The organism is Tunturiibacter gelidiferens (assembly GCF_013410115.1).
GTDB classification, from domain to species: domain Bacteria; phylum Acidobacteriota; class Terriglobia; order Terriglobales; family Acidobacteriaceae; genus Edaphobacter; species Edaphobacter gelidiferens.
Window position 1 is genome coordinate 2,629,799 of the sequence record NZ_JACCCV010000001.1, and the last position, 13,822, is coordinate 2,643,620.

7 protein-coding genes are annotated in these 13,822 nt (G+C 53.3%); 6 read left to right on the plus strand and 1 reads right to left on the minus strand.

Translation table 11 applies throughout. The features are described 5' to 3' along the window. Positions 1-3 precede the first annotated feature (3 nt). The 3 genes from HDF12_RS11085 to HDF12_RS11095 all read left to right on the plus strand — a co-directional run bounded on the left by HDF12_RS11085 (position 4) and on the right by HDF12_RS11095 (position 7,527). Positions 4-1,440, plus strand: coding sequence for a sugar porter family MFS transporter (locus tag HDF12_RS11085; protein ID WP_179582886.1), 1,437 nt, complete (start codon positions 4-6; stop codon positions 1,438-1,440). A 511-nt stretch (positions 1,441-1,951) separates the two neighbouring features. After that, on the plus strand, positions 1,952-5,368 hold the full coding sequence (locus tag HDF12_RS11090; protein WP_373563889.1) for a TonB-dependent receptor: 3,417 nt from the start codon (positions 1,952-1,954) through the stop codon (positions 5,366-5,368). Positions 5,369-5,562: 194 nt separating this feature from the next. Then, positions 5,563-7,527 carry a glycoside hydrolase family 97 protein gene (locus HDF12_RS11095; RefSeq protein ID WP_257025501.1) on the plus strand — a complete coding sequence of 655 codons (1,965 nt, stop codon included), beginning with the start codon at positions 5,563-5,565 and terminating at the stop codon, positions 7,525-7,527. 39 nt (positions 7,528-7,566) lie between these two features. On the opposite strand, the gene HDF12_RS11100 is transcribed toward HDF12_RS11095, so the two are convergent. Continuing rightward, complete coding sequence (locus HDF12_RS11100) at positions 7,567-8,646, minus strand: LacI family DNA-binding transcriptional regulator (protein WP_179582891.1); 1,080 nt, start codon at positions 8,644-8,646, stop codon at positions 7,567-7,569. A gap of 166 nt (positions 8,647-8,812) precedes the next feature. On the opposite strand from HDF12_RS11100, the gene HDF12_RS11105 reads away from it, so the two are divergent. The 3 genes from HDF12_RS11105 (at position 8,813) to HDF12_RS11110 (ending at position 13,636) form a co-directional block, all read left to right on the plus strand. Then, on the plus strand, positions 8,813-11,119 hold the full coding sequence (locus HDF12_RS11105; protein WP_179582893.1) for a glycoside hydrolase family 95 protein: 2,307 nt from the start codon (positions 8,813-8,815) through the stop codon (positions 11,117-11,119). Beyond that, entirely contained in the window at positions 11,110-11,304 is a 195-nt protein-coding gene (locus HDF12_RS22880; RefSeq protein ID WP_373563891.1) for a hypothetical protein, read from the plus strand. The genes HDF12_RS11105 and HDF12_RS22880 overlap by 10 nt, the downstream gene beginning before the upstream one ends. 145 nt (positions 11,305-11,449) lie before the next feature. Further along, positions 11,450-13,636, plus strand: coding sequence for an alpha-galactosidase (locus tag HDF12_RS11110; RefSeq protein WP_257025502.1), 2,187 nt, complete (start codon positions 11,450-11,452; stop codon positions 13,634-13,636). The last annotated feature ends 186 nt before the right edge of the window (positions 13,637-13,822 follow it).

A 13,822-nucleotide genomic window follows, 5' to 3' on the forward strand; every position in this document is an offset into this window, starting at 1 on the left:
GCCATGCAGACCACCCATGTCCCTCTCGATGCGGCCGCTCCCGGATCGCAGGCGCAACAAACTCCATATCTGTGGGCGATCACACTGGTCGCCGCAATGGGTGGGTTGCTGTTCGGATATGACTGGGTAGTGATCGGCGGGGCGCGTCAGTTCTACGAAGCGTATTTTCAACTTACGTCGGAGCAACTTGTTGGATGGGCTAACAGCAGTGCGCTTGTCGGCTGTTTTTTAGGATCATTGGCTGCCGGGTATCTGGGAGACCGCTTTGGCCGCAGGCGTTTGCTTTTGGTCTCTGGGATCCTGTTTTCCATCTCTTCAGGGCTGACTGGCCGGGCATCCTCTTTTTCGATGTTTATCCTTTGGCGAATCGTCGGCGGCACTGCAATTGGGCTCAGTTCCAATATTTCACCTCTATATATTGCTGAGATCAGTCCGGCGTCCGTACGCGGCCGACTCGTCAGTTTGAACCAATTCGCGATCGTTGTGGGCATTTTGCTAGCGCAAATTGCGAACTGGCAGATTGCGAGACCGATTCCTGAGCATATAACCCGCATCGACTTTCTGCAGACCTGGAATGTGCAGTACGGTTGGCGTTGGATGTTCTGTGCCGTTGTAGTGCCGGCAGTTGTGTTTACCGTCATGTCGCTATTTATTCCTGAGAGCCCTCGCTGGCTGCTGACTAAGAGCCGCGACGATGAAGCATATAAGGTTTTGAAACGTGTCGGGGGGTTACCCTATGCGTTGAGTGAACTTCCTGCCATCAAGAAAAACTTGCAGTTGGAAACAGGGATCCAAACCTCCTGGAAAGAACTCTGCGTGGCTGGAATGCGGAGGGTTGTTTTCATCGGTGCAGCTCTTGCCGTACTCCAGCAGTGGACGGGCATCAACATCCTCTTCAACTACGCTGCCGAGGTGTATCGCAGTGCGGGTTACGGTGACAACGACATCCTTCTGAACATCGTGATCACAGGAGCCATAAACCTAGTCTTCACGGTTTTGGCAATGTTGATTGTCGATCGCGTTGGGCGTCGCCCTATGATGTTATTCGGTTGTATCGGGATCGGTCTGTCACACTTGCTATCCGCAATGGCGTATCACGCAAGATGGCACAGCGGCGCCATTCTTGTCCTGACGCTGAGTGCGATCGCGTGCTATGCCCTCACATTGGCTCCCGTCACCTGGGTTCTGATCTCCGAAATTTTTCCTAACCGGATACGTTCACAAGCAGTGTCATTCGCTGTGTGCGCACTGTGGATTGCGTCGTTTGCGCTAACCTATACCTTCCCTCTAATCAATCGAAAACTCGGGAGCTCTGGCACTTTCTTGGGCTATGGAGGAATCTGCATGCTGGGGGCGATCTTTGTTTTGACATTCGTGCCCGAGACGAAGGGGCGAACACTCGAAGAGATCGAGGCGAGTGTGCTGTCTTCAAAGCAGTAAGACGGCTGCTTAATTGAAGCGGGCCTAAATTGATCCCGCCTCGCGTGACTGCACTCCGTATGGAATTCCGAGTCGAACCGTTGTGATGCCAATTTGGTGTTGGCTCTTGGCCGCGTGCGGGTACTGGTGATGAGTGGTGCTTATATTTAAGCTAACGTACACGTTATCGAGGTAAGCGAATCTAGTGAGCGGCTAAGCTTGATAAGGCGGGAGTAAAAGTCTAGATTCCAAAAAGTTCTTGACAGTCTTTAGAAATGAGGATTACTGTGTTTTACGGTAACGTACACAATAGATTTTCAGTTTGAACCTTTCGGTGAAAATCTATTGCTGGCGCGTTCGACTTTTTGAGGGGCCAATGGAAGTAGGACCAAAGAGATTGATAGCTAGAAAGGGCATTAATATGATGACCGAACTGCATAGGATTCTTGAACGGAGCGCACGTTATTCGATTCTGCTCCTAAGCTTTTGTGCGCTTGTATGCTGCTGCTGCGCACGAAGCGCGATAGGTCAGGTGGATCAGGGAGCTATTACGGGGGTCGTACAAGATAGTTCAGGAGCGGCCGTTGCGGGCGCACGGGTCACGGTGACGAACGTCGACACTGGACTGGTGCTGGAGGGGTCAGCGAATAGCAGCGGTGTTTATGTCTTCTCTCCCTTGAAGATTGGCAATTACATTGTGAGTGCCACGGCGAAGGGATTTCAGACGACTAAGCAGGAGAATCTTCACCTTGATGCGCAGCAGCGGTTGAACATTGTCATATCCCTCAAGCTTGGCTCGGTTTCCGAGGTTGTGACGGTAACCGAGGCGCCGCCTCTACTCGAGACGCAGACGAGCGGAGTCGCTCAGGTCATCAGCAGCGAGACCATCAACAATACCCCTTTGAATGGTCGCAATTTCGTATATATCGCTCAATTGACTGCTGGCGTCGCCCCTCCACTCGGGAACACCCGAGGTTCGGGCACGGGTGACTTCGTGGCGAACGGGCAGCGCGCGGAACAGAATAACTTCATCCTGGATGGAGTCGATAACAACACCAATCTTGTCGACTTTCTAAACGGATCGAGCTACATCATTCGACCTCCACCCGATGCTCTGTCGGAATTCAGCCTTCAGACGAGTAATTTCAGCGCGGAGTTTGGACATTCGGCCGGCGCGGTCCTAAGCGCGAGTATTAAGTCGGGTACGAATCAGATCCATGGAAGCGTCTGGGAGTATGTTCGCAACACAAGTTTGGACGCGAAGAACTGGAATGCGTTGACTATCCCTCCGTACCACGAGAATCAATTCGGAGCTACGCTGGGCTTTCCAATTATAAAAAACCGACTCTTCTACTTTGGCGATACCGAGGCTAATCGCATCGCCTACAGCAATCCGGGTACATACAGTGTGCCTACGGCGCTTATGAGGCAAGGGAATTTCTCTGAACTGCTCAACGCGGGTCTTAACGGTCAGAGTGTTCAGCTCTATCAGCCGAATTCAGGCGGGGGCGCATCTAACAAGTTGTCGTGCAACGGCGAGAACAATGTTTTTTGTACCAACCAGATCAACACGGTTGCCCAAAATATTCTTAAGCTTTATCCATTGCCAAATGCTAACGGTGGGAAGACATTCAACAATTACGTTGTCAATGTGCCCACCCACAACAACACGTTTCAGTGGGACCAGCGGCTGGATTGGAACATCAGCGCAAAAGACCAGGCTTATGTTCGATACAGCTATGTGCATCAGATCGCTCAGAACGGCCTTCCGCTTGGCGATCCACTGGACGGAAGCGGATACGGCGGTGAATACGACGTTAACCTAGCCCAGAACTTTGTAGGGAGCGAGACTCATATCTTCAGTTCGACTCTCACCAACGAGTTCCGATTCAGTTTCAATGCAGGCAGGTTCTCTTTCCTGCAGCCCAATGCGAATGTCGACCTGTCGCCTACTCTCGGCCTGGGGGGCATACCCTTCACGCCGAATGAAGGTGGGCTTCCATTGGGGATAGTCTACGGCATTGCCAACTGGGGCTCGCAGGGCACATCAAATGAATCACAGAACGTCTATCAGATACTGGATAACGTATCGAAGACGCTGGGAAATCACTCATTGAAGGCCGGCGTTTCTTTCCAGGCCATCCGCTTCTTCTATCGGTATGCGCCTTCCAATCTTGGCAATTATTACTTCACGGGTCTATATACGAGTGACCCCACGGTGAGTGCAACAACGGGTTCCGGCGTTGCAGACTTTCTCGCGGATCAGATGAACACCGGCGCGATCTCGAGTGCACCGAATGTGAATGACGCCCAATGGTACGACTCAGTGTATTTTCAGGACGACTGGAAGGTGTCACCGCGGCTTACACTTAATTTGGGCGTACGCTACGACTATTACGAGCCATTCAAAGAGAATTCGGGAAGTCAGGAAAATTTCATTCCCGACGTCAACTCGCTCGGAATTGGAACCGGCTCTGGCACCGTCATTTTCCCGAAGAAGATTCAAAACACGGTTGCTCTTGGTAGCGTCTTTCCGGGGATTTTGGCCAAGGATCATATCGGGATCCAGTACGTGGATAACGAACGCCTGACAAGTGCACAGCTGAGTAACTTTGCGCCACGTGTGGGTGTAGCTTACCAACTGGATCCTCAAACGGTAGTTCGAGCCGCTTACGGGATCTTCTACGGAGGATTGGAGAGCAACGGCGGTACAAATATCGGCGATAACTTTCCCTTCCGTGGCCAGATCAACATCAACCCAAAATCCTGTTCTCTGGGGAATTGCCCCTCGAATGGGATCACTTTGGAGTCTGGAATGTCGGCTTACCTGGGCAATGGCATTTTGAATGCAGTCAGTAGTCCTGGTTTCCACGCTGTCGACAGCCAGATCAAGACGCCCTATACGATGAATTACAACTTGTCGTTTCAACGTCAGCTGACTCCCAATCTCGCGGCGACGATCAGTTACGTCGGCAATTCCTCACGCCATCTGGGAACGTACGCCGACCCGAATGCAGTTCGCGCTCTCTATCCTGCGGGGACCAGCACTCAGCAATTCCAGCCGTTCCCGGATCTGGGTGGTATAGGCACCATCCATTACGGTGGTGTAAGTACGTACAACTCGCTACAAGCTAAGGCTGAGAAACGAACGTCACATGGCCTGAGCTTTCTCGCCACATACACTTGGGCTCATGCGATGGATGACACCGGCTCCGCTGGTGGCCTCTCAACCGGAATCGGCGATCGGCAAAGGGCTCTCATTCCGCTCATTGATGAATTGACGAACTCGGTCTACGACATTCGCAACCGCTTCACGTTGAACGGCAACTATATCTTTCCTTTCGGTAAAGGGCGTACCTATTTGAACCACTCTGAGTGGGTCGACCTGATAGCGGGCGGATGGGCCTCGAGTCTGACGTGGGTGTCTCAGAGTGGGACCCCTTTCACGGTTGACGCGAACAACTCAGGAGCTGCTGGAGCGACTGACAACAGGAGAGCGAACGTGGTGCGCGATGCATTCTCCACTGGGGGTTCGCCCGACCCATCGAATACTTCGCTAACACCTGCTGACTGCCCGACGTCGGTGAGAAATCGTACGAACTGGTACAACCCATGTGCCTTTGCCAACCCCCTGCCCGGTAACTTGATCACTGCACCGGTGACCGATACTGCGACTGCGATCGAGTATTTAGGGGGGAAGTCCAACCAGATCTACGGGCCTGGATACTATGGCGTAAATATGTCTCTCTTCAAAAACTTTACAACGTGGCGTGAACAGTACCTTCAGTTCCGTGCCGATGGTTTCAACGTGTTGAATCACCCTACGTTGGCTAATCCATCTACCTACAACATCAATTCCAATGGAGGCAATATAACGGGTCCAAAATCGTTCCAAAACAATACACCGGACGCCCGCTTCTTCCAGCTGTCATTGAAGTACGCCTTCTAGGCTCATTGCGGCGTGGCTCGTAAATCCAGTTTCCAAACGGTGAATGAAGCTACAACTTGTAGCTTCATTCACCTTGATTCACCTCAACGACTGTAATGCGATTGAGCTCGATACCTAAAGCGATCTCGTCTTTTCTGGAAAGGCTATTCCCTATGCGTCGGTGCTTGAGCGGGCCTCTCGTTTTGTCAGTTCTAATGTTGATTTGCAATCTTGAAGGATTTGCGGACCCAGACCCGGTTATTCTTTCTTCTCCCGATCAACAGCTCATCATTCGGTTCGCGACGGTTGCCGGAAACGAATCAAGTGGATCAGGTGGCAAGCTCGTTTACTCTGTAGACTTTCACGGAAAACACGTAATTGATGCATCCTCACTTGCTCTGGAACTGTCAGGCCAGCCTACTCTGGGAAGCAACATGGAGATCTCCGAAAGCACTCCCGCAAAGGGGAGTGATGACTACAACCTGATCGGAGGAAAGGTCAGCAACGTTCACGATCTATATAACAGTGTGCAATTGCGTGCCGTCGAAAGGAGCGAACCGAAGAGGTCGCTCGTGATTGAGGCGCGAGCCTATAACGATGGAATTGCTTTTCGGTATGTCCTACCTGAGCAAGACGCGATGAAGGACCTTCGTCTGAAACAGGAGGACACCGAGTTTCGCGTTAGTACCGATGCCACCACCTGGGCGCTTGCGCTCCCTAACTATCGCAGTAGTTATGAGAGCGAATACGTGAAGTTGCCCACTACAGCCTTTAGTAATCAGGGAGGGGTATCAAGTAGTTTTCTGATCGGCATGCCGTTGCTTATGCATCTGCCTGGTGTGGCCTGGGTAACGTTTACTGAGGCAGATCTTGAAGGCAATCCCGGGATGTACGTCACGAATCCTTCCGGAAATTGGGCAGGCCATTGGTTTGTCTCAAAACTCTCACCGCGGTTCGATGATCCAGGCTTAGCGCTCACAACGACCTTGCCACATCACTCTGCGTGGCGCGTTCTGCTGGTTGCGGACAAGCCTGGCAAGCTCATGGAGTCTAATGTCATCTCGGACTTGAACCCACCGAGTCGAGTGCAGGATACGAGCTGGATTCACCCTGGAAAAGCATCCTGGAATTGGTGGGCGGGCGACATCGGACCGGATGGAAAGTCGGCATATACTACGAAAAACATGGAGTACTACGTAGATTTTGCTGCACAGTCGGGCTTTCCTTACATGCTGCTCGACGCAGGTTGGGCCGATGGGCGCGACATCACCAAGCAGCGCGGTAACGTCGATGTACCCGAATTGGTGCGCTACGCCGCGGCCAAGCAAGTCAAGGTTTGGATCTGGCTCTACTCCACCTCGGTGATGGATCAAATGAAGGAAGCGTTCCCGCTTTTTGAGAGCTGGGGGGTTGCCGGCGTCAAGATCGATTTCATTAATCGCGACGATCAGGATGGAATAAAGTTCTACTATGACGTTGCTCGCGAAGCCGCGGAACATCACCTCATGGTGGACTTCCATGGAGCCAGCAAGCCCTGGGGCATCGAAAGAACCTATCCGAACGTGCTTAGCTATGAAGCCGTCTTGGGAGCGGAGAACAACAAAGTAGGCAGACGCGATAGTCCCGTAGATCGAACCGTCTTTCCATTTACCCGCATGGTTGCCGGTCCCTTGGATTACACACCTGGCGGGTTCACTAATGCCACAGAAGACGATTTTGTTGCCCGCGATCGGAGCCCTATGGTGATGGGCACTCGAGCGCAGCAGCTTGCGCTCTATGTCGTCTTCCAGACTCCATTTCAAATGGTGTCGGACCGACCTCAGGCTTACGCTGATCAGCCTGCTTTTCAGTTTATTCGCGATGTTCCGACGCAATGGGACTCGATGTACGTTCTCAATGGCGAACCAGGAGAGTTCGTGACGATCGCTCGGAATCACGGGAACGAATGGTATCTCGGCAGCATTACCAACTGGACTCCACGCGACCTTCATGTGCCCCTAAACTTTCTCGGTAGCGGACGATACATCGCCGAGATCTATCAGGATGGGGCCGATGCAGGGGGTCATCCAGAGCATGTCACGATCAAAAAACAGATCGTGGACAGAACGGAGCAGCTGACCTTGCACTTGGCCGCGGGAGGAGGATGCGCGATTCGTTTCATTCCCAAGAGCAAGAAATAGAGGGGCTGGTCCAGCGGAAATTCGGCGGCTTAGACGGGCCTAAGACTGCGACGTGTCCGTGAGGTCGTCCAAGCGGTCAGTGAAGAGAGGAAGGTTGCTGCGAAAAATAATATGCGGTGCGAGGCGGATCATAGGAGAGGCCTTTTTCTCTTCGAGAAGATAGGCGACGAGGCTTTCAAACGCAACCTTTCCTTGAGTGAAAGGACGTTGATAAAGCGTTGCGAGAATTTTGCCCGTCTCGATCAGAGGGACCAACTCTTGGAACAGATCGGTAGTGACGACTTGAATCTTCCCAAGCAGGCCTTCCTCTTCAAGCGCCTGGAGAACCGGAACACTGTTCGCTGTGCTGATATACAGGCCTTGCGGCTTCGTTTCACCGCGGAGCAGAGCGATTGTTTGGCGATACGCTTCCTTGGGACGTTCATGCGACTCGACCGCCGGAAGCAAGCTGAGATGAGGAGCAAGCATGGCAAGAGTAGCCGCGAAGCCGCGAAGTTTGTCCGCGTGATCGAGAGTCGTGAGTTCGCCAGTGATGGTCGCCACATGCGCTTTCCGCGCGAGCTTATGAGCCAGAAGTTCCGCCGCCAACGCACCGCTGGTATAGGCGTGCGCAGAAACGAGACCGATCCGCTCGCTGGAGGGTGCATCGCTGGCGACACAGAGCATCGCGGTGCCATGCGCGGTCAAGCGATTGATGATCGAATCAAGCTTCCTCGGATTTCCGGGGGTAAAGATGATGCCGTCGCATTTCTCCTTCAGCCTGCTCTCGAGCAACTCGCCGTCTCCCTGTCCCAAACGCGGATACTCATGAAAGGTGACTTTGACGCGCATTCCGACGGTGGCTTCGGCGGCCGATCTTATCCCCGCGCGCAAAGGATCGAAGAAATGGGAGATCTGCTTGGGAAGAACGACTGCAATTTCGATCGTGCGGTTGAGCTTCAGCGCCTGCGCGGCAAGATTGGGTTTATAGCCCAACTTCTCCGCCGTCTCAAGCACACGGGCCTTGGTCTTCAAACTGACGCCAGTACGGTTATGCAGGACTCGATCGACCGTGCCAATCGAGATCCCGAGTGCTCGAGCTATGTCTTTGATTCCGGCAGATCTGGGTGTGCTATTCATCGGGTCAAAAGTTGTGCCACAAAGCACAAGACTCATGTTACGGTGGTTTCGCATCCGCCGCACAAGCCTTTTATTTTACTTTTATGCCGAGGCTGCCGAGACGTACGTGGTCAGTCAATCCCACAAACGATGAGAGGCATCGAATCTGCCGGTTTTGATCGAGCAGATGACCGTAGATATTGCCCTCTCCCAGCGGGCAGGGGCTTTAGTGGCTCTGCAGAGGGTGTCTGTGTCTCCTACTAGGCGGGAATTTGTTCGGGCCGGTCTGGCTCTCGCTGCCGTTCCGGTCAACGCACGCCTTGCACTCGGAGAGGAGGCGGGGGCTGACCAGGTTCTTTGGTACCGCGGCGAAGCGAGGCGTTGGCTCGAGGCCCTTCCTATAGGGAATGGAAGGATCGGCGGGATGGTCTACGGGGGCGTCACGAGGGAGCGGATCGCCTTAACTGAGTCAACGGTTTGGTCCGGCGCGCCAGGCGTATCCGATATCAATCCAGGAGGAGCGTCGCATCTCGATAAGATGCGCTCCCTCCTCTTTCAAGGAGATTATGTTCAGGCACGAAAGCTCTGTGAAGAATGTCTTCTCAGTCACCCAACTTCATTTGGCACAAACCTACCGCTGCTCGATCTGGTTTTAGAATTGACTCATCGCGGTGACCCAAGCCAGTACCGGCGGACCCTCGATCTGGACGAGGGAGTTGCTCGTGTAGAGTATCGGGCCGACGGGAATCGCTTTACGCGAGAGGTGTTCTCTTCAAATCCAGATGGTGTACTTGTCGTTAACCTGCGAAGCGATACCCCTGGGCATGTCAGCCTCAAAATGATCTTCGAGAGTATCAAATTACCAGGAAAGATCGTTCGGTCCGGATCTGACACTCTTATTTTTCGAGGACATGCATTCGAATCGATGCTCAGTGATGGGAAGCAGGGCGTTGAAGTGGAGTGCAGCGCCCGTCTATTCCACGTGGGGGGAGTGATTACGAGCGGGGAAGAGCATCTGCAGATCAATAATGCAGATGCGGTGACGTTAATTGTCGCGATTGCCACCAGCTACGGTGGTCACGTTCCGGAGATGGACTGCGCTCAGGCATTACAAGGCACGACTTCAAAGAGTTACGCTGAGCTTCGTCGAAACCATATCGCGGACCATCAAACCCTGTTCCGTCGTGTTCAGATCGATCTCGGATCTCGAGCGGGAGCTAAAAGGATTCCAACCGACCAAAGGCGACGGTCGTTGGAGGCAGGAGTCAGTGATCCTGGATTGTGTGCGCTTTTCTTTCAGTACGGTCGTTACCTGACAATCGCCGGTTCGCGAGCGAATTCACCTCTTCCACTTGCATTGCAGGGAATCTGGAACGATGGACTTGCTTCGAGTATGGGTTGGACCGACGACTTTCATTTGGACATCAATACCGAGCAAAATTATTGGCTAGCCGAGGTTGGCAACCTCACGGACTCACAGCTTCCACTCTTCACTCTGATCGAGCAAATGATTGGTTCAGGCAGGCGCACTGCGCGGAGTCTCTACGGTGTGCGCGGGTGGATCAGCCATGTGGTCACAAATCCGTGGGGCTATACGGCACCTGGCTGGGGGTTGGGATGGGGAATCTTCGTCACCTCTGGCATCTGGATATCGCTCCAGATGTGGGAGCACTTCCGTTTTACGCAGGATATAGAGTTCCTTCGCGAACGCGTGTATCCAGTATTGAAAGAGGCTGCTGAGTTCTTCATTGCATATATGGTGGAGCATCCGAAACATGGATGGCTGGTCACTGGGCCATCCGACTCACCGGAGAATTGGTTTCGCACTACCTCTGGTGCCGAATGCAGCGAATCGATGGGACCTACGTGTGACCGTGTCCTCGTTTATGCGCTCTTTAGTATCTGTCTGGAAATTCAGGGGAGGCTCGCAATCGACTCTAGCTTCGGCAGCGAGCTTCGACGGGCGCGAGAGAAGCTTCCCCCATTCCAGATTGGGCGTCACGGCCAGTTGCAGGAATGGTTGGAGGACTTCGAAGAAGCTCAGCCGAATCATCGGCACACCTCACACCTAATCGCCCTCTATCCGGAGAATCAAATCTCCCCAGAAAAGACTCCTGAGCTCGCCAACGCTGCGCGCGTCACACTAAAGCGGCGTATCAATCAACCGGATTGGGAAGATACAGAGTGGAGCCGCGCCAATCTCGTGAACTACTACGCCAGACTCTGGGATGGAGAGGCGGCGCACCGTCACTTGGTCGGCCTCATCGGCAAAGCGACCGAGGACAATCTCTTAACTTACTCACGCGGTGGCGTTGCTGGCGCGACGCAAAATATCTTCGCGGTCGATGGCAATACCGCTGGAGCTGCCGGTCTTGCCGAGATGCTGCTGCAATCGCAGGGTGATTTCCTGCATCTTTTACCAGCCCTCCGGCAGCGTGGCCAGACGGGCGGTTCAGTGGACTTTGCGCTCGCGGTGGCTTTCAGGTGGACATGAGCTGGGGTTCGAATCGACTGATCTCGGCGGCGATTTCGAGCAAACTCGGCGGGACTTGCAACGTCCGTTACGGAAGAACCGTACTCTCGGTTCGTGTAGAACAAGGCCGTAGAGTGCGTTTGACGGATGTGTCCTTCCGAAATAAAGAGAGCATAGGAACACACGAACCGATAGTGTCTTTGTAAGCAACTGTTCGACAATCGGATGGAGCGACGAATGAATGCTGGGATGACGAAGAAGATTGGGATAGGGACTAGCAAAGGGCCTTTCTGTGGGGATGCAATGTACGGACGGAGGCTTCGCTTCATACTCCTGCTTTGCATGGTATTGATGAGCGCGTTCCTTCCCCTCTTTGTCCGAGGCCAATCGAATGCAGCTTTGATTCATTTTGACGGCCGGACGCAGGTCTTTCGTATTGACGCGGGTGACATGTCCTATGTGTTTGGAATTAACGAAAAGAAACAACTGCAGGCGATTTATTGGGGAAAATGTCTGAGTACGGCGGATGCGTTCGCGATGCCGCATTCCGATCCTGGCCCATCTTCCTTTGAATCTTCGATTAACACGACGCAACAAGAGTTCGTTGGTTGGGGAGGAGGACTTTACGTTGAACCTGACCTGAAGGTTACTTTCCCGGACGGAAATAGAGACTTGGTTCTGGAGTATGTCTCGCATCGCATAGACGGGAACCAGCTCACTATTCTGCTGAAGGACGTCTCGCGAGAGGTCTATGTCGAATTGCAGTATCACGTCGATGCAACTACAGGCATTCTGACGCGATCGGCACAAGTACAGAACAGAACCTCTGTTCCGCTCACAGTTGAGGAGATTGCTTCGGGCACGTGGAACCTGCCGCGCGGTACTGATTACCGCTTGCGTTACCTCACCGGTCGTTGGGCAGGTGAGTGGAACCTCCGCGAGCAAATCATTCAGCCTGGAAAAACGATTCTCGAGAGCCGTCGCGGATCGACAGGCGCCCAGAACAATCCGTGGTTTGCTATCGATCGAAACGGCTCAAATGACCAGGACCACGGCGACGTTTGGTTTGGCGCCCTGGGGTGGAGCGGCTCCTGGCAGATCAGCATTGAACAGGATGCCGCACAGCAGGTTCGTGTAACAGGTGGCCCCAATCAATTTGATTTTGGCTATCGTCTATCCCCAGGAGAGCACCTGCAGTCACCCGACTTTTATGCTGGCTACTCGCATGACGGCATCGGAGGTGCTTCAAGACTTCTACACCGCTTCGAGATCTCGAGCATCTTGCCGCACGCACCTAATCCGAAGCTTCGTCCCGTTCTGTACAACTCCTGGGAGGCGACAGAGTTCAAGGTGGATGAGGCTGGACAGGAAGCCCTCGCGGAGAAGGCAGCAAGCATCAGTGTCGAGCGCTTCGTCGTAGATGACGGTTGGTTTGGGCAACGCTCTACCGATCGAGCCGGTCTCGGAGACTGGTACGTGAATCCGGAGAAGTTTCCGCATGGCCTCAGGCCGCTGATCGACAAGGTTCACTCTCTCGGCATGGATTTTGGACTATGGGTTGAGCCGGAAATGGTTAATCCGGACAGCGATCTCTATCGCAAACATCCTGACTGGGTGTTGAACTTTACCGGTCGGCCACGAACCGAGGGCCGGAATCAGTTGATGCTCAATCTCGCTCATCCGGATGTACGCGAATATGTCTTCGAGTTCCTGGATAAGCTGCTCAGAGAAAACGACATTGCATTTCTGAAGTGGGATTACAACCGTAATTGGTCCGAACCGGGCTGGCCCGCGGTAGCGCCGGAGGACGAGAAGAAGGTCTACATCGCCTATATCCAAAACCTATACTCCATCCTCGATGAGCTGCGCAAGAAACATCCCTATGTCGAGATTGAAAGTTGCTCCGGAGGGGGGAGTCGGGTGGACCTCGGCATCATGCATTACACGGACGAGGTCTGGCCGTCCGACAATACCGATGGGTTCGATCGTCTCTCGATACAGGACGGGTTCACCTATGCTTATGCTCCAGGTGTGATGATGGCGTGGGTCACGGACTCGCCGACCTGGGTCAATCAACGAACTCTATCCCTCGAATACCGCTTTCTCTCTTCCATGCAGGGATCGCTCGGCGTCGGTGCAAACCTGAACAATTGGAAGCCGGAGGATTTTGCAACTGCGAAAAAGATGGTGACCCAGTACAAACAGATTCGGGAGATCGTGCAGCGGGGATCGCTCTACCGCTTGATCTCACCGCAGAATGGAAGTGAGCAATCCGTGACTGAATCGGTGTCGAAAGATCAGCGACACGCCGTCGTTTTCGCCTTTCTGCACTCCAGCCAAATGTTATATCCCTTTCCAAGAATTTATCTCCGCGGATTGAACACCGACGCGAAGTATCGGATCGCGGCACTTGACGGGAAGCTGTCCGCAGGCTTGGCGGCAGTTGCCAGTGGGGCTTTCTGGATGCAGCATGGCGTTGATGTTGACCTCCGTGGAGATTTCCAGGCTGCTGCTTTCACATTGGAGAGGGTAGATTGATAGCTTACGGTGAATGCAAACTGGACCAAGACGTAAATAAGTTACCGTCAAGTCCACCGTCAACAATCCTCTCCTTGTGAACTGGCCCGTAAATGGCTTTCTGAAAATCACTGACGTGCCAGAAGCACGTGTTATACAACAATTTAGAACAGGGCGTTACCACGCTCATATTTCGTTGGAAACTCT

What these genes read in the sequence shown, in the direction of transcription:
- HDF12_RS11085 (WP_179582886.1), top strand. Translation starts at nt 4, where the DNA reads ATGCAGACCACCCATGTCCCTCTCGATGCGGCCGCTCCCGGATCGCAG.
- HDF12_RS11095 (WP_257025501.1), top strand. Translation starts at nt 5,563, where the DNA reads ATGTTGATTTGCAATCTTGAAGGATTTGCGGACCCAGACCCGGTTATT.
- HDF12_RS11100 (WP_179582891.1), bottom strand. Translation starts at nt 8,646, where the DNA reads ATGAATAGCACACCCAGATCTGCCGGAATCAAAGACATAGCTCGAGCA.
- HDF12_RS11105 (WP_179582893.1), top strand. Translation starts at nt 8,813, where the DNA reads ATGACCGTAGATATTGCCCTCTCCCAGCGGGCAGGGGCTTTAGTGGCT.
- HDF12_RS11110 (WP_257025502.1), top strand. Translation starts at nt 11,450, where the DNA reads ATGAGCGCGTTCCTTCCCCTCTTTGTCCGAGGCCAATCGAATGCAGCT.